Origin of the sequence: Tunturibacter gelidoferens (assembly GCF_040358255.1) — a bacterium.
In the GTDB taxonomy this organism is placed as follows: Bacteria; Acidobacteriota; Terriglobia; order Terriglobales; family Acidobacteriaceae; genus Edaphobacter; species Edaphobacter gelidiferens.
This window is the reverse complement of the sequence record NZ_CP132938.1, coordinates 4,762,401-4,787,878: the sequence shown is the minus strand read 5'-3', so window position 1 is coordinate 4,787,878 and position 25,478 is coordinate 4,762,401. Positions and strand designations below refer to the sequence as shown.

General features: G+C 59.1%; 23 protein-coding genes and 5 tRNA genes. 20 read left to right on the top strand and 8 right to left on the bottom strand.

Going from position 1 to position 25,478, the window contains the following annotated elements:
* Positions 1-44: 44 nt before the first annotated feature.
* Complete coding sequence (gene rsmD / locus RBB81_RS20690) at positions 45-644, top strand: 16S rRNA (guanine(966)-N(2))-methyltransferase RsmD (RefSeq protein ID WP_353071933.1); 600 nt, start codon at positions 45-47, stop codon at positions 642-644.
* On the opposite strand, the gene RBB81_RS20685 is transcribed toward rsmD, so the two are convergent.
* The 3 genes from RBB81_RS20685 to thiL are packed head-to-tail and all read right to left on the bottom strand — an operon-like array spanning position 586 to position 3,441.
* The gene (locus RBB81_RS20685; RefSeq protein WP_183792563.1) at positions 586-1,200 is read right to left on the bottom strand and encodes a hypothetical protein; all 615 of its coding nucleotides are present in this window, start codon (positions 1,198-1,200) and stop codon (positions 586-588) included. The two genes, rsmD and RBB81_RS20685, sit on opposite strands and share 59 nt — an antisense overlap.
* A complete protein-coding gene (locus RBB81_RS20680) occupies positions 1,200-2,336 on the bottom strand; it encodes a cystathionine gamma-lyase (protein ID WP_179585137.1) in 1,137 nt (378 codons plus the stop codon). Before RBB81_RS20680 ends, RBB81_RS20685 begins: the two co-directional genes overlap by 1 nt.
* Positions 2,337-2,382: 46 nt before the next feature.
* Complete coding sequence (thiL, locus tag RBB81_RS20675) at positions 2,383-3,441, bottom strand: thiamine-phosphate kinase (protein WP_353071932.1); 1,059 nt, start codon at positions 3,439-3,441, stop codon at positions 2,383-2,385.
* 251 nt (positions 3,442-3,692) lie between these two features.
* On the opposite strand from thiL, the gene RBB81_RS20670 reads away from it, so the two are divergent.
* The gene (locus RBB81_RS20670) at positions 3,693-4,721 is read left to right on the top strand and encodes a M23 family metallopeptidase (RefSeq protein WP_423248093.1); all 1,029 of its coding nucleotides are present in this window, start codon (positions 3,693-3,695) and stop codon (positions 4,719-4,721) included.
* A 276-nt stretch (positions 4,722-4,997) separates the two neighbouring features.
* Positions 4,998-6,497: an HD-GYP domain-containing protein gene (locus tag RBB81_RS20665; protein WP_353071930.1), complete on the top strand. Its 1,500-nt coding sequence runs from the start codon at positions 4,998-5,000 to the stop codon at positions 6,495-6,497.
* An 86-nt stretch (positions 6,498-6,583) separates the two neighbouring features.
* Here the strand turns inward: RBB81_RS20665 and RBB81_RS20660 are convergent, their stop codons facing one another.
* The 4 genes from RBB81_RS20660 to RBB81_RS20645 form a co-directional block, all read right to left on the bottom strand.
* Positions 6,584-7,903 carry a PQQ-dependent sugar dehydrogenase gene (locus RBB81_RS20660; RefSeq protein WP_353071929.1) on the bottom strand — a complete coding sequence of 440 codons (1,320 nt, stop codon included), beginning with the start codon at positions 7,901-7,903 and terminating at the stop codon, positions 6,584-6,586.
* Complete coding sequence (locus RBB81_RS20655) at positions 7,896-8,591, bottom strand: histidine phosphatase family protein (RefSeq protein WP_353071928.1); 696 nt, start codon at positions 8,589-8,591, stop codon at positions 7,896-7,898. The genes RBB81_RS20660 and RBB81_RS20655 overlap by 8 nt, the downstream gene beginning before the upstream one ends.
* Positions 8,588-9,589, bottom strand: a complete 1,002-nt coding sequence (locus RBB81_RS20650) for a hypothetical protein (protein WP_353071927.1) — start codon at positions 9,587-9,589, stop codon at positions 8,588-8,590. The genes RBB81_RS20655 and RBB81_RS20650 overlap by 4 nt, the downstream gene beginning before the upstream one ends.
* Before the next feature lie 157 nt (positions 9,590-9,746).
* A complete protein-coding gene (locus tag RBB81_RS20645) occupies positions 9,747-10,568 on the bottom strand; it encodes a hypothetical protein (protein ID WP_183792553.1) in 822 nt (273 codons plus the stop codon).
* Positions 10,569-10,799: 231 nt separating this feature from the next.
* On the opposite strand from RBB81_RS20645, the gene RBB81_RS20640 reads away from it, so the two are divergent.
* From RBB81_RS20640 to rplK, 12 genes are all read left to right on the top strand, one after another.
* Positions 10,800-10,875, top strand: a tRNA-Thr gene (locus RBB81_RS20640).
* A 176-nt stretch (positions 10,876-11,051) separates the two neighbouring features.
* A tRNA-Tyr gene (locus tag RBB81_RS20635) sits at positions 11,052-11,138 on the top strand.
* Positions 11,139-11,171: 33 nt separating this feature from the next.
* A complete protein-coding gene (locus tag RBB81_RS20630) occupies positions 11,172-11,354 on the top strand; it encodes a hypothetical protein (protein WP_183792551.1) in 183 nt (60 codons plus the stop codon).
* A 23-nt stretch (positions 11,355-11,377) separates the two neighbouring features.
* Positions 11,378-11,452: transfer RNA gene (locus RBB81_RS20625), tRNA-Thr, on the top strand.
* Between the two features lie 71 nt (positions 11,453-11,523).
* Positions 11,524-11,598: transfer RNA gene (locus RBB81_RS20620), tRNA-Gly, on the top strand.
* Between the two features lie 47 nt (positions 11,599-11,645).
* On the top strand, positions 11,646-11,963 hold the full coding sequence (locus RBB81_RS20615) for a hypothetical protein (protein WP_406707454.1): 318 nt from the start codon (positions 11,646-11,648) through the stop codon (positions 11,961-11,963).
* A 106-nt stretch (positions 11,964-12,069) separates the two neighbouring features.
* On the top strand, positions 12,070-13,257 hold the full coding sequence (gene tuf / locus RBB81_RS20610; protein ID WP_179636944.1) for an elongation factor Tu: 1,188 nt from the start codon (positions 12,070-12,072) through the stop codon (positions 13,255-13,257).
* A gap of 285 nt (positions 13,258-13,542) precedes the next feature.
* Positions 13,543-13,692, top strand: coding sequence for a 50S ribosomal protein L33 (gene rpmG, locus RBB81_RS20605; RefSeq protein ID WP_158943905.1), 150 nt, complete (start codon positions 13,543-13,545; stop codon positions 13,690-13,692).
* A 49-nt stretch (positions 13,693-13,741) separates the two neighbouring features.
* Positions 13,742-13,817, top strand: a tRNA-Trp gene (locus RBB81_RS20600).
* Positions 13,818-13,882: 65 nt separating this feature from the next.
* Positions 13,883-14,143 (top strand): preprotein translocase subunit SecE, encoded by a 261-nt coding sequence (gene secE, locus RBB81_RS20595; RefSeq protein ID WP_183787580.1) that lies wholly within the window; start codon positions 13,883-13,885, stop codon positions 14,141-14,143.
* Between the two features lie 64 nt (positions 14,144-14,207).
* On the top strand, positions 14,208-14,825 hold the full coding sequence (gene nusG / locus RBB81_RS20590) for a transcription termination/antitermination protein NusG (protein WP_246373843.1): 618 nt from the start codon (positions 14,208-14,210) through the stop codon (positions 14,823-14,825).
* Positions 14,826-14,910: 85 nt separating this feature from the next.
* The gene (rplK, locus tag RBB81_RS20585) at positions 14,911-15,345 is read left to right on the top strand and encodes a 50S ribosomal protein L11 (protein WP_179585113.1); all 435 of its coding nucleotides are present in this window, start codon (positions 14,911-14,913) and stop codon (positions 15,343-15,345) included.
* Between the two features lie 152 nt (positions 15,346-15,497).
* Here rplK and RBB81_RS20580 read toward each other — a convergent pair whose 3' ends face one another.
* Positions 15,498-16,595: an SPL family radical SAM protein gene (locus RBB81_RS20580; RefSeq protein ID WP_353071926.1), complete on the bottom strand. Its 1,098-nt coding sequence runs from the start codon at positions 16,593-16,595 to the stop codon at positions 15,498-15,500.
* Between the two features lie 177 nt (positions 16,596-16,772).
* On the opposite strand from RBB81_RS20580, the gene RBB81_RS20575 reads away from it, so the two are divergent.
* The 5 genes from RBB81_RS20575 to rpoB all read left to right on the top strand — a co-directional run bounded on the left by RBB81_RS20575 (position 16,773) and on the right by rpoB (position 25,409).
* A complete protein-coding gene (locus RBB81_RS20575) occupies positions 16,773-18,107 on the top strand; it encodes a hypothetical protein (RefSeq protein WP_353071925.1) in 1,335 nt (444 codons plus the stop codon).
* A gap of 111 nt (positions 18,108-18,218) precedes the next feature.
* A complete protein-coding gene (rplA, locus tag RBB81_RS20570) occupies positions 18,219-18,929 on the top strand; it encodes a 50S ribosomal protein L1 (protein WP_179585107.1) in 711 nt (236 codons plus the stop codon).
* 77 nt (positions 18,930-19,006) lie between these two features.
* On the top strand, positions 19,007-19,774 hold the full coding sequence (gene rplJ / locus RBB81_RS20565) for a 50S ribosomal protein L10 (protein ID WP_353071924.1): 768 nt from the start codon (positions 19,007-19,009) through the stop codon (positions 19,772-19,774).
* Positions 19,775-19,911: 137 nt separating this feature from the next.
* The gene (rplL, locus tag RBB81_RS20560) at positions 19,912-20,286 is read left to right on the top strand and encodes a 50S ribosomal protein L7/L12 (RefSeq protein ID WP_179585103.1); all 375 of its coding nucleotides are present in this window, start codon (positions 19,912-19,914) and stop codon (positions 20,284-20,286) included.
* A gap of 635 nt (positions 20,287-20,921) precedes the next feature.
* Positions 20,922-25,409, top strand: coding sequence for a DNA-directed RNA polymerase subunit beta (gene rpoB / locus RBB81_RS20555; RefSeq protein ID WP_353071923.1), 4,488 nt, complete (start codon positions 20,922-20,924; stop codon positions 25,407-25,409).
* The last annotated feature ends 69 nt before the right edge of the window (positions 25,410-25,478 follow it).

Sequence of the window (25,478 nt, the reverse complement as noted above, 5' to 3'; positions counted from 1 at the left end):
GGATTCGCGTCTTTGCGGCTTGCCCTGGGCTTACCATAGGGAAGATGCGCGTCATTGCAGGTACTTACCGCTCCCGTCAGCTCTCTGCTCCACCCGGTTTGAAGACGCGTCCGACTAGCGACCGTCTGCGCGAGACGCTCTTCAACATCCTCGCGCCGCGGATTGATGGTTGTCGATTCGTCGATCTCTACGCCGGTACGGGAGCGGTTGGAATCGAAGCGATAAGTCGTGGCGCGGAGCACGTATGGTTTGCTGAGAACGCCGAACCGGCGCTGGCTTCGCTGCGGCAGAATCTTGCTGCGCTGAAGATCAGTCGCGGCTTCACGTTGGAGGATCGTGGTGTGGGGGCGATGCTGCAACGCCTTGGCAAACTGCCGCAACCGGTGGACATCGTCTATCTCGATCCGCCGTACGAGGCGGAGGACGAATACTCAGGCACGCTGAATTTTTTTGGAAGTGTGCGAGGAAGTGCGATTCTCAGTGCGAATGCTTTGGTGATCGCCGAACACGGGCGTAAGGGCAAGCTTGCTTCAAAATATGGCGTGCTCGAACACACTCGGCTCTTGAAGCAGGGCGATGCCGCGCTCAGCTTTTTTGTCGCTGCGGCGGCTGAGCGAACCCTCCACCCTGATGGTGACCAGTAAGAAGATCTACTTGGAATGCAACCTCGCGATCGGTCAATAGGTTCCATCCAACGCCGTGCAGCGTGTTGCCTTCGATGCCGATGATACGCACGCCTTCCCAGCTAAGCCGCGCTGTCTCCCACGCTATTCCGCCTGCGCTCCAGGCGATCATCGAGTGAAACCCAACAAATAAGAGAAGTCCCTGCGTAACGAGGAGGTGTGTTTCAACGACCGGTTTCATTTCGATGTGAGTACAGTGCTCCGGTTGAATGGTATCGACGATATAGGCGTAGCCGCCGGCCACAGCGCACATCTCCTGCGGATTTGGACAGGCAAAGACGCCGGTCGGCATCTTTGAGTTGGTGAAGCCCAGGGCGCAGGTTGCGAGAAATGCTCCGCCGTTGGCTGGCTGAACCATCAGCTGCAACGCACCTCGGGCGAGGGCATCTTCTTCGCCTGCGATCTGCCTAGGATAGATAAACTGCCGTGCGGGCGCGATCAACGGCGCCGTCTTCAGTATCTCAGCTGTCCAGTTCTGAGCAAATTTTTCGCTGGCATCTGTCGCCTGATTGAGCATTAACGGGTTGCATCCAGGGCTTGCGCCATATCTTCGATGAGGTCCTCGATGGCTTCGCAGCCGGCGCTCAGGCGGATGAAGCCGTCGGGTACTGTATCGCCGCCCCACTTCGCGCGACGTTCGGCTGTTGTCGTTATACCGCCAAAGCTGGTGGCGTCTGTTAGCAACGTTGACTGGGAAAGAAAGGTCTCTGCGGCGGTTTTATCTCGCAACACGAAGCTCAACACCGGGCCGAAGTAGCGCATCTGCTTCTTCGCGATCTCGTGGCCGGGATGCGATGGTAAGCCGGGGTAGAAGACGCTAGTTACTTCTTTCCTTGACGTGAGAAATTCGGCGATGCGTTGCGCGTTTTCGCAGGAGCGCTCGAGGCGCAGGGGAAGTGTCGCGATGGAACGAAGCGCAAGCCATGCTTCCATCGGGCCCAGGGCGGCTCCGGTAAGGGTGCGCCATTGGTCGATCTTTGCGCGAAGTTCCAGGTCTCGCACTGCGACGTGACCGAGCAGGAGGTCGCTGTGGCCGGTCATGGATTTCGTGTCTGAGGCGACGGAAAAGTCTGCGCCTAATGCGAGCGGAAGTTGTCCCAAGGGTGTGGGCGTGGTGTTGTCCACAGCGACCAGAGCTCCTGCACGATGTGCGGCCTCGCTCAGCAGGGCGATGTCACATATCTCCATGCCGGGGTTACTTGGCGACTCCAACCAGAGGAGTCGCGCGCCTTCGAGCAGCTCGGCCTGTGCGTTTCCGGCAGTCGGTGACATGCGCAAGGTGATCCCCATGGGAGCGAAGTACTCCTGCAGCAGCACGCGTGCGGTGTAGTAGGCGTTCGAAGGAAGTACGACAACGTCTCCCGGTCGTAGCACCGCTCCAAAGACCGCAGCACACGCGGCCATGCCGGAGGCGAAGACCAGCGCGGTTGCCCGGTAGCTTTCGCCTGTAGCGAGGTGGCCGGATTCGATTTGGCCGATTGCTTTTTCGAGTGCGGTCCAGGTTGGGTTATGCGAGCGTGCGTAGGTGTAGGGAGTGTCCGATGGGTCACCCGGCGTGTGATATGGCGCGGCGAATACTGGCCCCGTGTGGAGCGGCTCGCCGGGGACAGTCCGGCTCAGCGTAGAACGAATGATTCTGGTGGATTCGCGCATATTTTTAGGGTGCAGATTCGATTCGAACCGATTGATGGTAGCAGGCTCAGCGGGGTGTCTTTTTTTCTGTCTTGGTGGATTTGGAGAAGTGCTCCCATCCGCCGGGTTTCAACTCCGTGCGGCTGCCGTCTGGTGCGAGCAGAGTCATCAGGGGTTGCGCGGTGCGGCGAGCCTTCAGAGTTCCAATTCGCGTAAGTGGTACTCCTGCGAGGGAGGATGGCATCGTGACTGAGGATGGCGCGGTGAAGAGTAGTTCGTAGTCCTCGCCCCCGTGCAGTGCTGCGTGGAGTGCGGCTTGGGCATCCAGCTTCCCGGCGAGGGGATGGATTGGCAGCGCTTCCTGTTCGATCTCTGCGTTCACTCCGGAGGCGCGACAGAGGTGGGCAAGGTCGGTCGAAAGCCCGTCGCTGATATCGAGGCATGCTGTGGCGAGGCCTCTTCGCAGCAGGGCCTCGCCCACATCCAGACGCGGTTCGGGAAACAGGTGGGGATGGTCGTCGGTGGTTTTCAAGTTGATGATCCGTTTTCTTCGCACCAGCAAGGTGGCCAACTCTGCAGCCGCGCCCCCGAGTTGGCCGGTTACGTAGAGGGCATCTCCGGGGAAGGCTCCAGAGCGTCGTAGAGCCTTGCCCTTTGGCGCAGATCCGATCAGCACGATGTCGGCAAGGATCAGGGCTTGTTTGCCGCCGGGCGACTCCGAGGTGTCTCCGCCCGCCAGCGGTACGGCATGCAGCTCAGCCAGCGCACGGAGGCCGTTGAAGAAGCGGGTCGTCCAGGCTCGTCCTGCTGCCTCGGCGAGCATGGTGGAGGGAAGCGCCAGGGAGAGGAAGGCCGCCAATGGGGTCGCGCCCATGGCCGCAAGGTCGCTCAATCCGCGAGCGAGGCAGCGATGGCCGACCGACTCCGGTGGATGGGAGTCGCGGCGGAAGTGGCGACCTTCCAGGGTAAAGTCCGTGGTCACAAGGACTTCACATCCGGACGGAGGCCGCAGAATCGCGCAATCGTCGCCGATGCCCAGTTTGACCGCACTGCCGGTCGTCGCGAAGTCACGGCGAATCTGCTCGATCAGGCCCAACTCTCCGAAGGGTGCGAAAGGTTTCTTCATACTGATGGCAGACTAAATGGTAAGCACAATGTGACTCTTTTGTGGTAGTTACGGGATGAAGATCTGGACTAAGCTCGTTTGCACGGCGGGTAACTGGTTTGGTACCCTCTAAGAGGAAGCTCAAGAGAGATGTTCAATTGGAAATGGCGATTGTCGAAGTCGATTTACATCGCACGATTCTTTTGATTGCAACCTCTCCGAGCCGCGGTCTCGCTTCGCGGTCAAATCTGGGCCTGGGATTCTGATTGAAGCTGAAAAAACGCCATTACATCATGCTCGTCAGCCGCGACGAAGAAGGCAACCTTAGCAAGGTACCTGTTCCTCTGCACTACGCTTATCTGTTTGTGGCTGCCGCGATTATCGGCATGTTCACCATCACTGGGTTGGCTGGGTCCTACTCCCGGATGCTGATCAAGACCTCCCGGTTCAATCAGCTGCGGCAGGACCACAACTCGCTCCAGAAGGACTACGCGCACCTCGAGAAGGCGGCGCATGAAAAGGACATTCAGGCGGCTTCACTGGGCTCTCTCGCGAGCGAGGTCTCCGTACTGTACGGTCTGACGGCTAGCAAACTCGCATCTCCCGTGGGTAAAGTCAGCGACGGGCATCATGGCAAGTCGTCGGGAGTGGCTGAAGCGATCGCTACGACGCCGGCGGCCAGCGGCTCGGATTCTTCTGACACCTCGGAGCAGGCCTACTACAAGTCCATCGATGCGTTCTACTCGCTTCGCAGCTCTGCAATGAGCGGCACGGCAACCCGGGCGATCTCGAGTCTCAACGGCCCCGGCTATATCTCCACCGATCTGCTGGGAGCCGGCAGCCTGGAGGTTGCGTCGTATGTCCCGACACTCTGGCCGATCATGGGGCCGATCACGAGCAGCTTTGGCCAGCGCGAAGACCCGGTGTTGGGCAACGGCGAAGGCGAGTTCCACACCGGCATCGATATCAGCGCTCCGAACGGAATTCCCATCCGGGCGACCGGGGACGGCATCGTGAAGCAGGCCGAGATGTCTAATGGGTATGGACGAGAGGTCGTGATCGACCATGGGCACGGGGTTGAGACTGTCTATGGTCACATGTCCGGCTTCGCCTGCATCGCGGGGCAGACGGTGGTTCGCGGCCAGGTCATCGGCTACGTCGGCCATAGCGGACGCACCACGGGCTCACACCTGCACTACGAGGTTCGCATCAGGAATACGCCGGTCAATCCGCATAAATATCTGCGGACGACGCTGGCGGATCTGGGCACGGAGTCAGCGACGGGGCTGAAGGGGCAATAGTTCCAAAGGAATCCAGACGGCAGGGCTGATGCGGGTTGTCGGCTCTGCCGTTTTTTGCGCTCGTGAAACAGGGTGGATGAACGGGCATTCAAAGGTCCATTCCCGTAACGGGAGAACGCTTTGGCCTATTCCTCTTGTGCACCATTTGGGTAATACCAACTCACCTATGCCGCCGATATATTCACCATGAACACTGAAGTTCTGCAGTAGATCGCGTCTGTCAGCCCTGGAAAAAGACACTATTCCAATCTGGCTTTACGAGAGAACAAGACACACATGGCGCAGACCTCGGCTGCTTTTCGACGTAACACGCAGGGCTTTGACGGATCCATCTCCCTGTCGGAGATTATTTCGGCGCTCTCCTACGCGCTCGACCTGACCGAGGGCGCGGTCCATGGGCATGCGCTCCGCAGTTGTCTGCTGGGTATGCGCATCGCCGAAGAGGTTAACCTTCCGTCCGACCAGACCAGCAGCCTCTACTTTGCACTCTTGTTGAAAGATATCGGCGGCAGCCGCAGCGCCAGCCGCGTAAGCCAGATTATTGGCGGAGTGGATCGAGCGGCGAGCGCAGCGCTGAATCTTGAAGACTGGAGCAAACCGCACAAGCCGAGTCTCTCGACCCTGAAGCTTCTCTGGAGCCAGGTTCTTCCCGACGCCGGTCGCGTCGTAAGGGCAGCCAGATCCCTCAAGAACGGCGTCACTCGTCACCACAATACTTTCGATAGAATCGGAATTCGTTACGACCGGGGAGCAAGCATTCTCAACGAACTCGGCATGGGACCTATCGCTGCCGAGGCCGTCCGCAGTGTGGACGAACGATGGGACGGCAGCGGCTACCCGGACAGCCTGAAGGGAGAGCAGATTCCCCTGTTGGCCCGCATCTGCGCGATTGCCCAGCACCTGGATCTTACCTCTGCGATAGCCGGGATGCAGAGTGCGATCGACACCCTCGAAGAACGCAGCGGAACCTGGTTCGATCCACAACTTGTCCGCATCGCACGATCCCTGCATCGCCGCAGGGAACTCTGGAACAACTGCTCCCCTGCGGATGCAGAGCAGGACACGCGGCAGGCTGTTCTCGACCTCGACTCCGGCAAGCGGCACCAGTTGGAGTCAAGCCAGATCGACCGGATCTGCGAGGCTTTCGCAGACGTGGTTGACGCCAAGTCTCACTTTACCTTTCGCCACTCGCAAGGGGTTGCGGACGCCGCCTTCGGCATCGCGCAGGCAATGGGACTCGCACCAGACCGCGCACAGCTGGTTCGCAGGGCTGCATTGCTGCATGACATCGGCAAACTGGGTGTAGCCAATGCCATCCTCGACAAGAAGAGCCAGTTGAGCCCGGAGGAGTGGAAGGCAGTCTACGAACATCCACGCATCACGCGGCGCATCCTGGAGCGAATTGCGCCCTTCCACGAGATGGCCGTGATCGCAGGGGAGCACCATGAAAAGCTTGATGGTTCGGGCTACCCGGATCATCTGAAGGGTTCCGATCTCTCGGTTGAGTCTCGCATCGTTGCGGTTGCGGATGTGTACGCGGCGCTCTCGGAAGATCGTCCTTATCGTGCTGGTATAGAGCTCGATGAGACTCTGTCGATCATGTCGAAGCTGATTCCTGTACAACTCGACGCAGAGTGCTTCGAGGCGTTGGTGTCGGTGGTTTCGAGCAAGCGCGATGACGCCACGCTGCCGTTGCCGCAAGTGGTTGGTTCGCCGCTTGGCTACTCGTTCAAAAACAGGGGCTTCAAGAGTGCCGCCTTTGAGAGTGCTCTCTGACACAACAGCTCAGAGATCCCTACAAAACAAGAACGGCCGAAGATCTCGGCCGTTCTTCTATTTTGTGGCGTTATGTTGCGACGGTTCTATTTCCCGGTGTAGCTGACGTGCCAGACCGTCTTCGAGCCGTCATCAGTTACGAAGAGTGAACCGTCCTTCGCCACGGTGACGCCGACAGGACGGCCCCAGACCTTGCCGTCAGAGGTGACGAATCCGGTCAGGAAGTCCTCGTACTCGCCGGTCGCCTGGCCGTCGTGCATAGGGATGCGGATGACCTCGTAGCCGGAGCGGTGCGCGCGGTTCCAGGAGCCGTGTTCGGCTGCGAAGCCGTCGCCACCGTAGGAGGAGGGGAACTGCTTGCCGGTGTAGAAGGTCATCTCGAGAGACGCAAAGTGTGACTGCAGGAGGACGTCCGGTGTGATGACCTTGTTCTTCAGCTCCGGGTGCGTGCCCACCAGACGCGGGTCCTGATGGCCGCCCATGTAGTACCAGGGCCAGCCGTAGAAGCCGTCCTCCTTCACGCTGGTGATGTAGTCGGGGACGAGGTTGTCGCCGAGCCGGTCACGCTCGTTGGTGGAGCACCAGAGCTGGCCGGTCGTCGGGTTGATGGCCTCGCCGACGCAGTTGCGAATGCCGCTCGCGAAGATCTTCACGAACTTGCCTTCAGGAGAAAACTCAAGGACATCGGCGCGGTGGAACTCGTTGGGGTGCGTGTCCGGATCGTCAGCGTTAGAGGCCGAACCGACGGAGATGAACATCCGCTTGCCGTCCTGCGAGAAGGCTACGTCGCGGGTCCAGTGGCCGCCGCCGCGGAGCTGCGCGTAGCCTGGAAGTACTGGCACAATGACCTCAGGCGCAGCGCTCGCCTTCATGTCGCCGTCTTTGTAGGCAAAGCGGACGACGCTGGTGGTGTTGGCGACGTAGACCCACTTCGGGTGCTCTCCCAGCGGATAGAAGGCGATGCCGAACGGGTGGTCGAGTCCGGTTGCGAAGACCTCGGTGGTGGTTGCTTTGCCGTCGGCTCCGACGCCGCGCAGCACCTTCACCTGACCAGCTTTGCTGTCGGCGAGAAAGAGATCGCCGTTCGGTGCGGTGCGGATCAGGCGCGGCTCGGTGAAGCCCTGCGCGTACATCTCTACCTTGAAGCCTGCTGGTGCGACAGGCCATGCGCCCTCGGGCCGCGGAACGACGCTCGGGCCATTGTCGACGGACTCGTCGGGCTTCGGTTCGGGCAGGTCGGCAAGTGTGATCTTGCGGCGGATCCCGGGGTGCTCCTGCGTGTAGTCGGCGAAGGCTGCCTGCCCGGTGATGACTGCGCCAGATTGCGCGAACGCAGAGGACGGCAGTATCGACACCATGGAGGCAAGAGCCAGGACTCGAAGAACGGAGAGAGTAGAGCTATGCATGGGACGTTTCTCCTTGGAGCGTGAAAGCGGTTAGATGCTGCTGCCCGATCATTCGAAGTTGATTGTTGACCACCTCGAGTTCGACTGCATCGAGGTTTTCTATAAAGTTGACGAAATGAAAGCGCCGAAAGTTTGACATCAGCTGCTGATCGGTCGCATTGGGGAAGAGCAGGAGAATGCGAATGGCCTGCATGAAGAAGCCGTGGGTAAAGACGGCGATGCATCCCTCTGATTTCAATTGGGCAAGTCGTTTGATTACGTTGCGGGCGCGGCTAACAAAATCGCTGAATGATTCAGCGCCGGGTCCGTCGGAGTAGGACGGGTCGTCCCGCTCCCAGAACCCTAGAATGTGCGGCATCTGCTGCTCTTCGCTCGTTCCGTTGTGTTGTGCAGGGTTTAGATAGTGGAACTCCTGGATCGGCCATTCTTCAATCGGCACCCCGGGATAGCGTTGTCGCAGCGGGACCGAGGTCTGCTGAGCACGGAGATAAGGCGAGATGAGAAACAGCGTCGGTTCGCAGGAGAAGCCGTCGGCGAAGGCCTTTGCCTGGGCGTGGCCCAGCTCCGTCAGGGGATTGGTGATGTGGTCGGGCGGGATGCCGCCTGCATTCGCGACGCTCTGGCCGTGGCGGATCAGCAGGATTCGTGTGGGCGGGTGCGCAGCAACGTCAGTCGTCTCGGTCGTCATGGCTGAAGATCGGGGTTGGGGGTTGCGAGTTGCTTGACGAGTTCAAGCGGGATGTTCGCCGTTAAAACTGCACGATCTTTATGCTGTTCGATCTTCGTCGAGTCGGTCAACTCGCGGAATGCGGCATCGGTAGTGGGGTGAGGCTGGATCTGTGCCTGTGCCTGTTGCACGGACTTCATGAGCGTGAGCAGCGACGCGAGAGTTTCAGTCGCACGGGCCGCTTCAGCATCGGTGGTGGCGATCTGTTCGATGCGCAGGTGAATCGTGCCGAGATAGCGCAGGCTGGCGACGAAGGTAGTGTCCTCCGGCAGGGGGAGTTGCAAGCCGAAGATGCTGATGGAGCCTCGCTCTGAGAACGGAAGACCGATGTGGCCGATTGCCCAGGCGCTGGAAAATGCAGGTACATCGCGGTAGCGCGCAGACAAGAGCGACGAGCCCGAAAACGGCGATGCCGCGGAGCGATGCCGATCGAGAATGGAGTGAATCTGTTCGGCCGTAGGCATGTTCGAGGCGGCGATGGTGTCGTAGCCGAGCTGCGAGATCCGCAGGGGCCGCGCAACCTTCTCGTCACCAACGCGGATGGTGAAGATATCGTGGCCGGCGTAGGTCTCCTTCGCCGTAGCGATCGAGGCGAGGTAGCGTGCCAGGCGATCACCATCAAAACGGCCCTCGAAGACCTCGGAGTAGCCGACCGGACCGTTCGGACCCGCGGGGTCGTCCATGCGGTGGAGAGCGAAGGCGACGGAGTCGAGATCGCGCTCGGGTACGATGCCGGTTGCGTCGATGAACTGCTGATACTCGGGGGTCCGATCCACGGGCGAACGATCGAAGTGAGTGGCCGCCCGCAACGGCTTCAGGTTGGCGTAGACGATCGCGTCAGACTCGGGGAGCAGTCGCGCGACCTCCGGCGGAGCGGCCTTTCGCAACACCAGCGCGACCACCAGCGCGGCCATCAACGCCAGCATCAGCAACAGAGAGTAGCGTGTGCGCTTATGCATCAGGGACATAGCCGTTCGGGCAAAGTGTCAGCATGGTCAGTACGATTCACGAACTGCAGCGCCTCAAGCAATAAGCATAGCCCATCTTGCGTCATGGCCTTCGGTCGTTGCTCGTTGACGTGCGAGGTGGAAGAAGAGTTCCGAGCTGTTTCGCGGTTTATTCCACGATGGCGAAGGTGTAGATCTTTCCGCCGTTGGTGACGTTGCCTGTGCCAGGTGGCAGAATGCCGAACTCGCCGCCTGCGACGTTGTTTTCCACGGTAAATTCGTAGGTGCGCGGGGCGGTTCGCACCGGCTTGAAGGGGACCTCGTCCCGGTCCGCTCCTCCACTGGAGTGGAAGACGCCGCCAGTAAGGATTCGGAACTCACGGTTGCTGGAGTTGAGGCGGAAGCGAACGAAGGTGTACTCGCTGGCCGCGACGCCCTCCGGCGTGTAGAGCAGAATTTCGATCGGACGCTTCAGCGCGAGTGCCGATTCACGGCCATTGACGCGGCCGTTGCGATCCTGCTTGATGATGCCGTTGGTCACGGTTGACTTGATGAATCCGCCGGACTTGATATGAACGATCTCTGGATCGATCGCGGTCCACTTTCCAGCGCGATCTTTGTAATAGACACCGATCTCATTGACGTCGGAGAGAACGACAGGCTTTTCGGTCTCCGGCACATTGGTGATCTGCCGTCGACTCTTGTTCATCATTGCGGAGACGACCCGGTCGGAGAGTCCAGCCGTCTTGAGCGCGACCAGGGCGTCAGCGTCGGTGATATATCTCCCAGGCTGTGTGTTGATGGTTTGAATGATCAGGTCATCGCCGAGGCCCGCCTTCACCATCTTCACTACCGAATCGTTGTTCATGACCGCGGACTTGGACGACGATGTTGTCTGGGGGCCTTCAATCAACTGGGGGACATCGCCTGTGTTCTGCGCCACTACCGGCAAGGTGCTGAAGAGAAGAGAGAGTAGAAGCAAAAAGCGCATGAATTTTGTCCGACCGGGTCCCGGGATTGAAAGAGAAATGCTCGCATAGCCTAGCATAGCGGCGCATTTTGGACGCTCCGCGCGACGGCCTTGTGAGCCGAAGAAATCCGCAGCGAGCGCGCCATTGCTCCGAGGTTCCTGCTATGCTAAAGTTACGTCTGCGGCGCACTCTGCGCGGGCACTGCTGCGCGTTGGGCGGCTGAGCTTACAGAGAGCAAAATTGCTGTTTGGGCTGGCGTAGCTCAGCTGGTAGAGCATCTGATTTGTAATCAGAGGGTCGGGGGTTCAAGTCCCTTCGCCAGCTCCAGTTTCAAGCAGCAGGAAAAGAAAGATGGTTTTGGTTGTACTGCTTGCCGTTCTGGCTTTGCAGGCCTCCTGGTCATTCCTTCAAGGGTAGATACCCGCCCGATTCGGGGTTTAGAATCGAAGTGTGGGCTTGAGAGATTGAGATGAGGGCTGCGCGCTGGGGTTCAAGCGGGATGTGCACAGGTGGCCGAGTGGTTAATGGCAGCAGACTGTAAATCTGCCACTCTTCGAGTTACGGAGGTTCGAATCCTCCCCTGTGCACCACTTATTTGCAGGGCGGTTTGGTTGCAGGAGTTGGTGAGTGTTGTGGATCTAAGCCCGGCAGGCAGCGGAAGGATGGTGATTGCGCTGGTTGTGCTGGGATTGCTGGCGGTAGCTGTCTGGCAGACGATGGAGCCGGGCAAGTACCAGCAGCTGACTTGGATCCTGTTAGGTTTTTTTGCCTTCCGTGTCATACTCGGACGGTTGCGTTCGCGGTAAGATTTGTAGGTTGGTTTTTATAGGCTGGCGTAGCTCAGTGGTAGAGCACTCCCTTGGTAAGGGAGAGGTCGAGAGTTCAAGCCTCTCCGTCAGCTCCAGAGATTGATTGCAGGGCAGTTGTCCTTCGATGCCCGTAACAGGAAGCAAAGGGCGCGGTCCCTGCAGGTAAGCGGGAGTAACTCAGTGGTAGAGTCACAGCCTTCCAAGCTGTTGGTCGCGGGTCCGATTCCCGTCTCCCGCTCCAAAGATTGATAGACGCGGTCAGGTAGTGAGAGATCGCAGGAGAGTGTGTTGAGCAGTCTGTATCAGCAACCCGTACTTACCGTCTCTGATCCCGAGACCTTCAGCAAGGTGAAGTCAGCAGTTGAGGCCTCCTTCTCTTCCAGCCGGGTCGCGGACTTCCTGAAGTCGCTGGAGCGGTCGAAGCTGAGGATTCGCGACTTCGAGACAGTTCTCGGCAAGGGAAATCTCGGAGCCGCCACACAAGCGGAGTACAACAAGCTGGGAAACTCCGACCAGGGCCAGATTCGCGAACTCTATCTCGCCAGCCTGGAGCAGGTTGCTCCGGAGCTGCGAGAGAAGTTTTTCAAGCTGTACGCGTACTACTGAGACAAACCCCCGTTTCTCAAGTTTAGTTTTTCGCTTTTAGCTTTCGTTTGAAGTATTCACCTGAACCCCGGTGCACGCGCCGGCCAACACGAGGAGACGAGCAGTCATGGGCAAGGAAAAGTTTGACCGGTCAAAGCCGCACGTAAACATCGGGACGATCGGGCACATCGATCATGGCAAGACGACGCTGACGGCGGCGATTACGAAGGTGTTGTCCAAGCACAACCCGAACAACAAATTTCGTTCGTTCGACACGATTGATAATGCTCCTGAGGAGCGCGAGCGTGGTATCACGATTGCGACCTCGCACGTCGAGTACGAGACCCCGAACCGGCACTATGCGCACGTCGACTGCCCGGGTCACGCGGACTACATCAAGAACATGATCACGGGAGCGGCGCAGATGGACGGCGCGATCCTGGTGGTGGCTGCGACCGACGGCCCGATGCCCCAGACCAAGGAGCACGTGCTGCTGGCGCGTCAGGTTGGCGTTCCCTTCATCGTTGTCTTCCTGAACAAGTGCGATGCGGTTGAGGACGAAGAGCTGATCGAGCTGGTGGAGATGGAAGTTCGCGAGCTGTTGTCGAAGTATGACTACCCTGGCGACGACACTCCGATCATTCGCGGTTCTGCCTTGGGCGCGCTCAACGGCGAAGCCCAGTGGGAGGCCAAGATCGACGAGCTGATGGCGGCGGTGGACAAGTACATTCCGCAGCCTGAGCGTGCGGTCGACCAGCCGTTCCTGATGCCGATCGAAGACATCTTCTCGATCTCGGGCCGTGGCACCGTGGTGACGGGCCGTATCGAGCGCGGCAAGGTGAAGGTTGGCGAGGCCTGCGAGATCGTCGGCTTCCGCGAGACCCGCCAGACGGTCTGCACCGGCGTCGAGATGTTCAAGAAGCAGCTGGACGAGGGTCTGGCTGGTGATAATGCGGGTCTTCTGCTGCGCGGTATTGCGAAGGAAGATGTGGAGCGCGGGATGGTTTTGGCCAAGCCCGGTTCGATCAAGCCCCACACCGACTTCAAGGGCGAGGTCTACGTGTTGTCGAAGGAAGAGGGCGGACGTCACACTCCGTTCTTCAACGGCTACCGTCCCCAGTTCTACTTCCGCACGACCGACGTGACGGGTTCGGCGAAGCTGCCTGCGGGCACCGAGATGTGCATGCCCGGCGACAACATCCAGCTGGAGATCACGCTGCATACGCCAGTCGCGATGGAGAAGGGTCTGCGCTTCGCCATCCGCGAAGGCGGACGCACCGTCGGAGCCGGCACCATCAGCGAGATCATCAAGTAAAGATTCGAACGGTTGGCGGCAGGAGGGATTCTGCCGCCTTCTCGTTTTAGTGGTGTTATTGCTTCAATGTTCCATTTGGCGGCCATCGTTCTGACGGATCGGAGCTATGGCTTTCCTGAAACACTGTTTTAAGAGATAATTTAAGAGGACGAGCGTGGCCTGACCGCTTTTCTTCCGTCTCACAATCAGGATTTGGTTGCAGGGGCCATTGCCCTGTGTCGCGGCGTGTCGCTACGCTGCTTGCCAGCCGAGGTGGCTGGCCACGTTAGAAGGAGATTTTTCAATATGCGCGAGATCATTACTCTTCAGTGCCCGGATTGCAAGAACCGGAACTACTCCACCACGAAGAACAAAAAGACGACCACTGGCCGTCTCGAGTTCTCGAAGTTCTGCAACACCTGCCGGAAGCATACGGACCACAAAGAAACGAAGTAATCTCCAGCCGGATTTTGGGAGTGAGGCGAAGGTCTCACTCCGCACCACTGGGGGAGTAAGCTCAACGGTTAAACTGTCGGTCTCCAAAACCGAACTTCTCGGTTCGAATCCGAGCTCCCCCGCCAGTTTGCCCGGTCCCTCAAGTCCGGGAGCAGACACCACAACGCACCACGAAGATTGAGGCAGTACTATGGCCAAGACAATAGCGGTAACCGAACAGCCCAGCACCGGATTGCAGCAGCTCAAGGCGCAGCCAGCACGTCTCGGCGAGTTCCTCAAGGACGTTCGCAGCGAGATGCGCAAGGTAATCTCACCTTCGCGCGCCGAGGTTCAGTCGACTACGATCGTCGTGCTTGTGACTGTCTTCATCTTCGCCGCTTACTTCTGGCTGGTGGATAACATCATCGGCCGGGCGATCGAAGCGTTGTTACACCGGTTGACCCAGCACTAAAAAGATTCGAATTCCGAGCAATAGCGGTAGAGAGAAGTACACGATGCGTGAAAAAGGCACAACGATGGCGGCAGAAGAGCAAAATCCGGAAGAGCAGAATCCTCAGGGAGAACCCTCTGAGCAGCTCGCTCCACCGGTCAATGAGAACTTCAAGTGGTACATCATTCACGCCTACTCGGGCTTTGAGCGCAAGGTGCGCGAGTCGCTCGAGAGCCGTATCACCGCCTTCGGTCTGCAGAACCGCATCGGCCGCATCATGATCCCGACCGAGCCGGTTACCGAGCTGCGCAACGGCAAGAAGTACACCATCGAGCGCGTCTTCCTGCCTGGCTACGTTCTGGTCGAGATGGATCTCGACAACGACCTGTGGCATGTGATCAAGAACACGCCGCGCGTCACCGGCTTTCTGGGCACCGGCGACAACCCGGTCGCGCTCTCCGAGCAGGAAGTAAGCTCCATCCTCTTCCGCACCGAGACCGCAGGCAACAAGCCGACCATGAAGGTCAAGTACGAAAAGGGCGAGCAGGTCCGCATCAACGAAGGCCCCTTCGCCAACTTCACCGGTGCGGTCGACGATATCAACGAGGACAAGCAGACCCTCAAGGTCATGGTCAGCATCTTTGGCCGCTCGACCCCGGTCGAGATCGAGTTCTCCAAGGTCGACAAGGTCGTCGACGAGTAGTTCAAGAGTTTTGAAATAACATTAAGCAGCAGGCGTTTGGATATAACAACGCCCGCCGCTGGAAGAGTAAAGAGGATTTACCCGAATGGCACCGAAGAAGATCACTGGATACGTCAAGCTTCAGATCATGGCCGGCAAGGCCACCCCTGCACCTCCGGTCGGCCCCGCGCTCGGCCAGGCTCAGGTCAACATCATGGAGTTCTGCAAGCAGTTCAACGAGCGCACCAAAGCGCCTGATATGGCCGGACTCACCATCCCTGTCGTCATCAGCGTCTATGCGGACCGCACCTTCAGCTTCATCACCAAGACCCCTCCGGCTCCGGTGCTCCTGCTCAAGGCCGCCGGCATCGAGAAGGGCTCTGGCACTCCGAACAAGGAGAAGAAGGGCAAGGTGACCGAGAAGCAGATCATCGCCATCGCCACCCAGAAGATGCCGGACATGAACGCGACCACCGTCGAGGCTGCAGCGAAGACCATTCGCGGCACCGCCCGTTCGATGGGCATTGAAGTTGTAGGCTAACTCACGGCTGTTCGCACCGACTCAGCTTTATACAAGCGGAGATTTCTACAAGCGAGGACGCAAGGCATCATCAACGACTTTGTCTGTCGACGATGACCTCCGGGCGTCCTCTCTCGTCGTTAACTGTGGCCCCGCCTCAGCCTTCTCGTCGCCTATGCAAATAGTCTTTGCTGTCTCGCCGCTGTTCCCGCACTTTGCATCGGTCTTTTGCCCCCGCCCTCTTCGTTTCGGGTTAGCAGGGCATCGCTCGAACGCTTCCCCAGGCCGTACCTCCGGCAAGCGCCGTCGACCATCTTTGCAAGGCGTTCTCGATACTCTCTTCCGGCAAAGTCAGCCGTGGCAAAACGTTTGGCGTAGTCGGCTTGAAGGGCAGGGAAGTGCTCACGAACGAAGCTCAGGTAAGTAGGACGTGAGCACGGCTTGAGGAAGAGTGGATGGGCGGCGAAGAAACTCGCTCCGACTGCAGCTGCGCGCAGAGCCATGCCGTCAAGCGCCTCTTCGTTATCGGTAATGCCGGGCAGCAGCGGCGAGCCGAAGACTCCTGCGACGATCCCAGCCTCTCGCAACCGCTTCACCGCCTGAAAGCGTAGATCAGGCCGGGGCGCTCGTGGCTCCAGCAGACGCGCCAGCGCTGCATCGGGTGTCGTGATCGTCACGTGCACCACCAAGGTGTTGCGGCGAGCAACTTCTACCAGCAGATCAATATCGCGCTCGATCAGCCGCGACTTGGTCACGATCCCGAGCCGGTAGCCCTCCTTTCGCGCAAACACTTCCAGAAGACTGCGCGTAATCCTTGCCCGCCGCTCGATCGGTTGGTAAGGATCGGTCGCGGTGCCCAGCGCCACCTCGTCGGCAGGGTCGATCTTCTTCAACTCCTGTTCCAGCAGCCATGCGGCGTTCTGCTTCAGGAAGATCATTCGCTCGAACGCTAAAGGGTCTCTCATATCTATCCCGTTGCTCGTGACCTCCGCGCTCGTCTCTGCCGTAGCCTTCGGAGCCATGAACTCATGCGTATATCGTGCATAGCAGTACTTGCAGCCGAACTCGCATCCCCGGTACGGATTGATGCTGTAGGCCAGGGACAGCTGCCGCTTCGACACCGATTTATTCAGGATGCTGCGCACCTTCAACATCTTGAATTCGATCAGGTGGCCATCGTCGGCGTGCTCCGCTTCAGCCGCCAGCCGGGCGATGCCGGTAGGTTGCTGCGGCAGAATTGGGAAGAGAGTTGCGCTTAGTTTATTCGCCATTTGTTCGCCTTCCGGAAAACCAATATATCCCGGGCCTCACGCCTCGTCAAGGCGTGTTCTCCCACAGCCTTTCGAGGCCAGACGAAAGAGAGCGATTACTGGGGCGATATTCATCTTGCGGAAGATTGGAATGTTTGTAAAATCCCGCATATGCTAGGCATCCAGGCATGGCGGAGGATGAAGTACATTCTTCTGTTCGCGCTCGTGGTTTTTTTGTCGTATCGGGCTCGTCACGCCCAGATCGACGACGCTCTGATCTACGCGCGTTACATCAACAACGCGCTCTCGGGCGACGGGTTTGTCTTCAATGTCGGAGAGAAGGTGAATGGGCTCACCTCCCCTCTGTTCTGCTACCTCCTGTTCGCTGTCTCATGGATACTTCACGGCAACATTATTCTCGCGTCCGTTCTCATCTCCGCCACATTTCTGTTCCTCGCAAGTGTCCTTGCCGAGCGCATGGTCCCGTTTGCCGGCTTTCTGATAGCTAGCGTCGGATATTTTTATGTTCAGGTGGGCATGGAGACCGCGTTGTTCCTCTTCATGCTGATACTTACGGTTACGCTTTGCCGGGAGGAAATGTACAACTGGCTGCCTTCGGTACTGGCGCTTTTAGTGCTCACACGATTCGAAGGCGGCATGATGCTTCTGGTGGTTTGCGCGCATCTTTTCCGCCGTCGACGCTGGCCAGCGTTATCGTCTTTTCTTCCGGCTCTGGCGATTGCGGCCGGTTTTCTCCTGCTGAACTATCGTGTCTACGGTCAGATCCTTCCCTCCTCAACCACCGCGAAGATCGGACAAGGTCTATCGGGCGCCCTGGGACCATGGCCAACGGCCTTCTTCGGAATGGCGTGGCAATTGGATAAGGACTTCAAACCGACGATCTATTTCGTGTTGGCGGTAGTGGCACTTGCCTTCGTCGGGGTAAAACGTCTGCGGGGAACGGCTCTGAATGAAACGGTCTTATCCTTCTGCGCGCTGCTCCTCGCGTTCTACGTGCTACTAAATATCCCGGGGTATCGCTGGTACTTCGCACCGTTTATCTTCTTTGGCCTGGTCTATGGAGCCGAGGGCATCCCCCGGAACCGAGTTGGATATTCCATTGCGGCTGTCGTTCTAGCTGCCGTCGCCCTTACAAATGCCTTCGTAGTGCAGAGATTCAACGAAACGCCCGAAACCGACTACCGAGTATTGGCGGAGTGGCTGAACCGGAATACTCCTCCGGAGGCAACGATCGAAGCCGTGGAGACTGGGCGACTCGGCTACTACTGCAGCCATCGATATATCTACGATGTGATGGGCCTGACGACGCCCAAGAACGCCGACCACGTGACTCACGGAGATTGGGTCTCCTGGGTCGCTGAAGATAAACCGGACTATATCGTGATGCATGCACCGGCACTCAAATGGGAGAAGGCGGCACTCAAAGATCCTGCCTACGAGGCGACTCCATTTCTCTATCGCGGGGTGTACGTTTTGCGGAGGAAACCAGCCCAACAGGCGGCCAATCCTTGACGCAGGACCGCATTTACGGCATACTCATAAGAGTGCCTCAATGTCCAATTGAGGCCAGTCGAGAACCACGCCCGGAGGGAACAGCTCCAGAGGGGTGGGAGACGAGGGAAAATGGCAAGGAAGCTCTCTAAGAATCTAGTAAAGGCGCGTGCGCTCGTTGAGCCCCGTCCTTATCTGTTGGCGGACGCTGTTCCGCTCCTGCAAAAAGCAAAGTATGCGAAGTTCGACGAGACCGTCGATCTGACCATGCGTCTTGGCGTCGATCCCCGCCACGCGGACCAGATGGTTCGCGGCACTGTGGTGCTCCCGCACGGCCTTGGCAAGTCCAAGATTGTTGCCGTGATCACCTCGGGCGATCGCATCAAGGAAGCAGAGGCCGCTGGCGCTGAGTTCTTCGGCGGCGAGGAGCTGGTCGAGAAGATTCAGAAAGAAGGCTGGACGGCCTTCGACGCTCTGATCGCGACCCCCGACATGATGCGTTCGGTCGGACGTCTCGGTAAGGTGCTCGGCCCCAAGGGTCTGATGCCCAACCCGAAGACGGGTACGGTCACCACTGACGTTGCCGCCGCAGTCAAGGAGATCAAGGCCGGTAAGATCGAGTTCCGGACCGACAAGACTGCGCTGGTTCACGTTCCGGTTGGCAAGCTCTCGTTCGATCCGCAGAAGCTGGTCGATAACGCGATGACCGTCATTACGAGCGTCGTCAAGGCTAAGCCGTCGGCCGCCAAGGGCAAGTACATCAAGGGTGTCACGTTGAGCTCGTCGATGGGCCCCGGAATCCAGCTCGACTACGCCGCTGCCGAACTAGCAGGCAAGGCCTAATCAATTTAGTTAGCACGAAACCCCCTCTGGCCGCGGAAGCGAGGAGTGGGGCAAGCGAAAGCGAAGAGGATTTAGTCATGGCATTGTCCAGAGCATCAAAGACGGAGAAGGTGAAGCAGCTCGCAACCGAGCTCGAGCACTCGACCTCCGCTATCATCGGCACCTTCAAGGGCCTCACCGCCGCGAAGGACTTCGAGCTGCGTAAGACGGTTCGCGCCGCCGGCGGAAACTATCACGTCGTCAAGAACAAGCTGGCTGCACGTGCCAGCGAAGGCACCAAGATCGAGTCGGCGCTGCAGGGCCTCAAGGGCGTGTCGGCTGTCGCTTACACCTCGGGCGATCCCGTTGCCCTGGCCAAGGCCCTTTCGACCTGGGTCAAGGACAACGCCGAGTTCACCTTCAAGCTGGGCATCGTTGACGGCAAGGTGATCGACGTTCGTGAGATCGGCGATCTCGCCACCATGCCGGGCAAGGAAGAGCTCTTCTCGAAGCTTCTCTTCCTCATTCAGTCGCCTGCGCAGCGTCTGGCTACTGTCATCAACGCTACCGGCCGCGATCTCGCAGTTGTCATCAACCAGGGCGTCGAGAAGGGCAAGTTTGCTGGCGCAGCCGCTCCGGCAGCAGTCGAAGCGCCGAAGGCAGAAGCAGCGGTAGTCGAAACGCCTGCCGCTGAAGCACCTGTTGCTGAAGCTCCAGTTGCGGAAGCTCCCGCCGCTGAAGGTCAGCTCATTGCCGAGGCGCACGCTGTTGAAGCTCCCGCCGCCGATGCAACCGCTGAGCAGCCTGAGAACTCCACCGCATCGCAGGGTGGGGAAGCCGCAACCACGGACCCGGTCGAAGGCTAAACAAGTTTCGCCTGGTCTTCCCGGGGGCGCTGGTCTGGGCGCAACGGAAACCCTGGAAGGCATAGGCAGCCGAAGCGCAGTCAGGCTTTGGTAGAGCAATAAGCACCACAAAGTTCAGTTCTAATTGGAGAAATAACATGGCAGACATCCAGCAGTTGGAAGATTCAATCGTTAGCCTCAGCCTCCTCGAGGCTTCGGCTCTGGTCAAGAAGCTCGAAGAGCGTCTCGGCGTTTCGGCAGCAGCAGCAGTTGCAGCCCCGGCAGCAGGCGGTGGCGCAGCGGCAGCGGCTCCGGTCGAAGAGAAGACCGAATTCACCGTCATCCTCAAGGATGCCGGCGCGAATAAGATCAACACCATCAAGGCTGTACGCGAAGTCACCGCTCTTGGGCTGAAGGAAGCCAAGGATCTGGTCGATGCCGCTCCCAAGCCCTTGAAGGAGAACATTTCGAAGGATGACGCAGCTGCCATCGCCAAGAAGTTCGAAGGCGTTGCCACCATCGAAATCAAGTAGTTAACTGCCAGCTTGCACGATAAGGCGGAACGCGATATTCTTGACGTTAGAGAAAATTCGTTCCGCCTTGACGTGCTCGTAGGCGGCCAGCTGTATCCAGAAAAAACTTCGTTGTACCCGGATCATCCTGTCTTCACAGGTTAAGGAACCGGCCACTATACGCTTCGAGCGGCGGATGCGCATAGTGCAATAAGAAACATGCGAGCGGCACAACTTTGGGGTAGGCGAACCTCAATGGCGGCAGGCATTAACACCACTTATATAGAAACAGTGCACAAGTCGACCTTTGCGCTCATGGGGCATGCTGTCCCCGCGAGCGCTTTGCCGTGTTTATCGGCATTGTCTCCGCTATAGGAGCCAACAGTACGCTGCACGCGTTCTTTATAGCAGCTTCGAACGCCGGCAGGTAGTAAAAGTTTCAAGATTTATCCGCGCCGCGGACCATTACGGCAAGACATTTTGCGCACGGGACTCGCTGCCATCGAGGACAGCAAGACCCGAAGATCTTAAAGACTGCGCGATCAGAACCAAACCCGGAGGGCCTGACCGATGCCCTCCCCTAACGAGTGAAGCCAGCAATACGATGCAGGCAGACGCACTCGGGAGGCCTCGAAGGTCAGTTTTCAGGAGAGAGCATGTCTGGCGAGTCCAACAACAGCGAAATGCGCGCGATCCGTAGTCGTCTTGATTTTTCGAAGATCCCCACATCCATTCAGATTCCCAACCTCATCGAAGTGCAGCGCCGCAGCTACGAGCGCTTCCTGCAGATGGACAAGCTCCCGCAGGAGCGCGAGGACAACGGCCTGCAGTCGGTCTTTACCTCCGTATTTCCCATCACCGACTTCCGTAACGTCTCCGAGCTCGAGTTCGTCGACTTCTCCATCGGCAACTGGGAGTGCAAGTGCGGCTACCTCAAAGGTCTCAACCACCTGCGCACGGCCTGCACCAACTGCGGCCACATGGTCATCACCGACCCCTTCCACCCGGGCGACGTGCTCTGCAACTTCTGCGGAACATACAACAAGAACACCCCTGACTTCTGCACCAAGTGCGGCGACCCTGTCGGCCTGCAGCTGAAGTACGACCAGGCAGAGTGCGAAGAGCGCGGCATGACCTACTCTGCCCCTCTCAAGGTCACCATCCGCCTGAAGATCTACGACAAGGACCCGGAGACCGGCGTCAAGAGCCTGCGCGACATGAAGGAGCAGGAAGTCTTCTTCGGCGACATTCCGCTGATGAGCCAGAACGGCACCTTCATCGTCAACGGTACCGAGCGCGTCATCGTCTCGCAGCTTCACCGTTCGCCCGGCGTCTTCTTCGAGACGGCGAACAACCGCACCTACTTCCTCGGCAAGATCATTCCGTATCGTGGCAGCTGGGTCGAGTTCGAGTACGACCAGAAGAACACCCTCTACGTCCGCATCGACCGCAAGCGCAAGTTCCTTGGCACCATCTTCCTGCGCGCACTCGGCCTGCGTACCGACGAGGAGATCCTCAAGACCTTCTACACCGTCGACACCATCAACGTAGCCGACGGCAAGCTCCACTGGAAGGTTGTTCCCGAGGGTCAGCTCAGCAACCTCCAGGGCACCCGTCCGGCCCATGCCATCACCGTCAAGGGTGAGGAGCTCGCTCCTGCCACGCGCAAGATCTCCGCTCACACGATCAAGGGTCTGCGCAGCCACAAGATCGACGCAGTTGAAGTCGAGACCAGCGAGTTCGACGGCGCGATGACTGCCTCCGATGTGGTTGATCTCACCACCGGCGAGCTGCTCTACGAGGCCAACCAGGAGCTCACCGCCGACAAGCTGCACAAGATCATTCAGTCCGGCGTCTCCAGCATCGAGGTCTTCTTCCCCGAGCGCGACGACGTGGGCAACATCATCACCAACACCCTTCGCCGCGACTCTGTTCGCAAGCCTGAGGAAGCTCTCATCGAGATCTACCGCAAGCTGCGTCCCGGCGACCCACCGACTCTCGACACCGCCACTGCGCTCTTCGAAGGCATGTTCTTCGATCCGCGCAAGTATGACTTCTCGCGCGTCGGCCGCCTCAAGTTCAACATCAAGCTATACGAGAACCAGGATCCCTCAGGCCTCGACAAGCGCACGTTGACCCCCGAAGACTTCTACGGCACCATCCGCTACCTCCTCAAGCTGCGCAAGAACATCGGCGTCGTTGATGACATCGATCACCTTGGCAACCGCCGCGTTCGCGCCGTCGGTGAGCTGATGGAGAACCAGTTCCGCATCGGCCTCGTCCGGATGGAGCGCGCCATCAAGGAAAAGATGTCGGTCTATCAGGAGATGTCGACCGCGATGCCGCACGACCTCATCAACGCCAAGCCAGTCATGGCCGCGATTCGTGAGTTCTTCGGCTCCTCGCAGCTCTCGCAGTTCATGGACCAGACCAACCCCCTGTCGGAGATCACGCACAAGCGTCGTCTCTCCGCCCTTGGGCCCGGTGGTCTCTCCCGTGAGCGCGCTGGCTTCGAAGTCCGCGACGTGCACCCCACTCACTACGGCCGCATCTGCCCGATTGAGACGCCGGAAGGCCCGAACATCGGGCTCATCTCGTCGCTCTCCTGCTTTGCGCGCATCAACGAGTACGGCTTCATCGAGTCTCCCTACCGCCGCGTGAAGGAAGGCCGTGCGCTCGACTACGTCTCCGTCTCGAACGCCGGCGAGTCCGGTCTGCGTCAGGGCGACTACCTCGAGATCGAAGAGGCTCGCGCCAAGAACGCCGAACTGAAGAAGGCTGGCAAGCGCACCATGGACCTCGCCCCCTTCAGCTTCTACCTCTCGGCCTGGGAAGAAGATCGCCACACCATCGCGCAGGCGAACATCGAGCTCGATGAGAAGTTGAACATCATGCAGGATGTTGTCGACGCCCGTCGTCAGGGCAACTTCGTCCTCGTCAACAAGTCTGAAGTGGACTACGTTGACGTCTCACCGAAACAGCTGGTCTCGGTCGCGGCCTCGCTCGTCCCGTTCCTCGAGCACGACGACGCGAACCGCGCACTGATGGGCGCCAACATGCAACGGCAGTCAGTTCCTTTGCTCGTCGCTGAGGCCCCGTTCGTCGGTACCGGCATGGAAGGCGTCACCGCCCGCGACTCCGGCGCCGTCATTCTGGCTAAGCGTAACGGCATCATCGACTCGGTCGACTCCGAACGCATCATCGTCCGCGTAGAAGGCGAGCATCACCCCACGCAGCTCTCGCGTGAGGTCGGTTCGGACATCTATCAGCTCACGAAGTTCAAGCGCTCCAACCAGAACACATGCATCAACCAGAAGCCGATCGTCCGCAAGGGTGATCGCGTGGTCAAGGGTCAGGTTATCGCTGATGGTCCTTGCACCGAGCAGGGCGAACTCGGCCTCGGCCGTAACGTTCTGGTCGCCTTCATGCCCTGGCGTGGTTACAACTTCGAGGACGCGATCCTCATCTCGGAGAAGCTGGTCCGCGAGGACTACTACACCTCGATCCACATCGAGGAGTTCGAGATCGAAGCTCGCGACACCAAGCTTGGGCCGGAAGAGATCACGCGCGATATCCCCAACGTCAGCGAGCACGCACTTCGCGATCTCGACGACTCGGGCATCATCCGCATTGGTGCGAAGATCGGTCACAACGACATCCTCGTCGGCAAGGTAACGCCGAAGGGTGAAACTCAACTGACGCCGGAAGAGAAGCTCCTCCGTGCCATCTTCGGCGAAAAGGCCGGCGATGTTCGCGACGCTTCGCTCACGTGCCCTCCGGGTATCGAAGGCACCGTCGTCGACGTCCGCATCTTCTCCCGCAAGGGTCAGGAGAAGGACGAGCGCGCCAAGCAGATCGAGCAGGAGATGATCGAGAAGCTCGAGCGCAACCTCGCCGACGAGATTCGTATTCTCACCGACGAGCGCCTCAAGCGCCTCGAAGCGATCCTGGGAGCCAAAGAGGTTTTGGCTGATCTCCACGACGAGCGCACCAACAAGAAGCTGCTCAACAAGGGCGACATCCTCGACCGCGACACCATCGAGCTCATCAGCACTCGTAACCTCAAGCGCATTCGCTACGCCGACAAGGACCCCCGCGTCAACGAGCAGATCGACGAGATCGAGGAGATGACCTCACGCCAGATCGACGTTCTCCGCAAGATCACCAACGAGAAGATCGGCAAGATGCAGAAGGGCGACGAACTCTCGCCCGGCGTCATCAAGATGGTCAAGGTCTACATCGCCATGAAGCGCAAGCTCTCTGTCGGTGACAAGATGGCCGGCCGCCACGGCAACAAGGGTGTTATCGCACGAATCCTCCCCGAGGAAGACATGCCATACCTCCCCGATGGAACCCCCGTCGAGATCGTCCTCAACCCGCTCGGTGTGCCTTCGCGTATGAACGTCGGTCAGATTCTCGAGACGCATCTTGGGTGGGCAGCACACACCCTGGGCGCGCAGATCGCTGAGCTTGCCGCAACGATGGAGTCGGCCAACGAAGTCCGCGAGCTCTTCAAGGCGCGCTTCGCCGGAACCGCCGCACTCAACCAGCTTCTTGACCTCGACGACGAGCAGACTCTGCGCGTTGCCGCCGGCATGAAGCGTGGTATCTGGTTCGGCACGGCAGTCTTCGACGGCGCACGCGAGACCGAGATCAAGGCGCTTCTCAAGGCCGCTGGTCTTCCCAGCTCGGGCAAGTCGCAGCTCTACGATGGCATGCTCGGCGAACCGTTCGAGCAGCCCGCCACCGTCGGCTACATCTACATGCTCAAGCTGTCGCACCTTGTCGACGACAAGATCCACGCTCGTTCCATCGGACCGTACTCGCTCATCACTCAGCAGCCGCTGGGCGGTAAGGCGCAGTTCGGCGGACAGCGCTTCGGCGAAATGGAAGTCTGGGCCCTTGAAGCTTACGGCGCCGCCTACATCCTGCAGGAGCTGCTCACCGCCAAGTCCGACGACGTCTTCGGCCGTACCAAGATCTACGAGGCCATCGTCAAGGGCGAAGCTGCCATCGAGCCGGGTGTACCCGAATCGTTCAACGTTCTTATCCGCGAACTGCAGTCCCTCTGCCTCGACGTCGAACTGATCAAACAGGCCGACCAGAAGAAGCAGCCGCTGCCAGCCATCGCCGCAGCAGATTAGTCGATACCGCTCCACCCCAGGCACGGTCCTTCTGAATGAGGCTCACGCTCAACATTCACGAAGGGCCGG

Excerpts from the sequence above, each read along its gene's own strand:
- rsmD (WP_353071933.1), top strand. The coding sequence starts at position 45 with ATGCGCGTCATTGCAGGTACTTACCGCTCCCGTCAGCTCTCTGCTCCA.
- RBB81_RS20685 (WP_183792563.1), bottom strand. The coding sequence starts at position 1,200 with ATGCTCAATCAGGCGACAGATGCCAGCGAAAAATTTGCTCAGAACTGG.
- RBB81_RS20680 (WP_179585137.1), bottom strand. The coding sequence starts at position 2,336 with ATGCGCGAATCCACCAGAATCATTCGTTCTACGCTGAGCCGGACTGTC.
- thiL (WP_353071932.1), bottom strand. The coding sequence starts at position 3,441 with ATGAAGAAACCTTTCGCACCCTTCGGAGAGTTGGGCCTGATCGAGCAG.
- RBB81_RS20665 (WP_353071930.1), top strand. The coding sequence starts at position 4,998 with ATGGCGCAGACCTCGGCTGCTTTTCGACGTAACACGCAGGGCTTTGAC.
- RBB81_RS20660 (WP_353071929.1), bottom strand. The coding sequence starts at position 7,903 with ATGCATAGCTCTACTCTCTCCGTTCTTCGAGTCCTGGCTCTTGCCTCC.
- RBB81_RS20655 (WP_353071928.1), bottom strand. The coding sequence starts at position 8,591 with ATGACGACCGAGACGACTGACGTTGCTGCGCACCCGCCCACACGAATC.
- RBB81_RS20650 (WP_353071927.1), bottom strand. The coding sequence starts at position 9,589 with ATGCATAAGCGCACACGCTACTCTCTGTTGCTGATGCTGGCGTTGATG.
- RBB81_RS20645 (WP_183792553.1), bottom strand. The coding sequence starts at position 10,568 with ATGCGCTTTTTGCTTCTACTCTCTCTTCTCTTCAGCACCTTGCCGGTA.
- tuf (WP_179636944.1), top strand. The coding sequence starts at position 12,070 with ATGGGCAAGGAAAAGTTTGACCGGTCAAAGCCGCACGTAAACATCGGG.
- rpmG (WP_158943905.1), top strand. The coding sequence starts at position 13,543 with ATGCGCGAGATCATTACTCTTCAGTGCCCGGATTGCAAGAACCGGAAC.
- secE (WP_183787580.1), top strand. The coding sequence starts at position 13,883 with ATGGCCAAGACAATAGCGGTAACCGAACAGCCCAGCACCGGATTGCAG.
- nusG (WP_246373843.1), top strand. The coding sequence starts at position 14,208 with ATGGCGGCAGAAGAGCAAAATCCGGAAGAGCAGAATCCTCAGGGAGAA.
- rplK (WP_179585113.1), top strand. The coding sequence starts at position 14,911 with ATGGCACCGAAGAAGATCACTGGATACGTCAAGCTTCAGATCATGGCC.
- RBB81_RS20580 (WP_353071926.1), bottom strand. The coding sequence starts at position 16,595 with ATGGCGAATAAACTAAGCGCAACTCTCTTCCCAATTCTGCCGCAGCAA.
- RBB81_RS20575 (WP_353071925.1), top strand. The coding sequence starts at position 16,773 with ATGAAGTACATTCTTCTGTTCGCGCTCGTGGTTTTTTTGTCGTATCGG.
- rplA (WP_179585107.1), top strand. The coding sequence starts at position 18,219 with ATGGCAAGGAAGCTCTCTAAGAATCTAGTAAAGGCGCGTGCGCTCGTT.
- rplJ (WP_353071924.1), top strand. The coding sequence starts at position 19,007 with ATGGCATTGTCCAGAGCATCAAAGACGGAGAAGGTGAAGCAGCTCGCA.
- rplL (WP_179585103.1), top strand. The coding sequence starts at position 19,912 with ATGGCAGACATCCAGCAGTTGGAAGATTCAATCGTTAGCCTCAGCCTC.
- rpoB (WP_353071923.1), top strand. The coding sequence starts at position 20,922 with ATGTCTGGCGAGTCCAACAACAGCGAAATGCGCGCGATCCGTAGTCGT.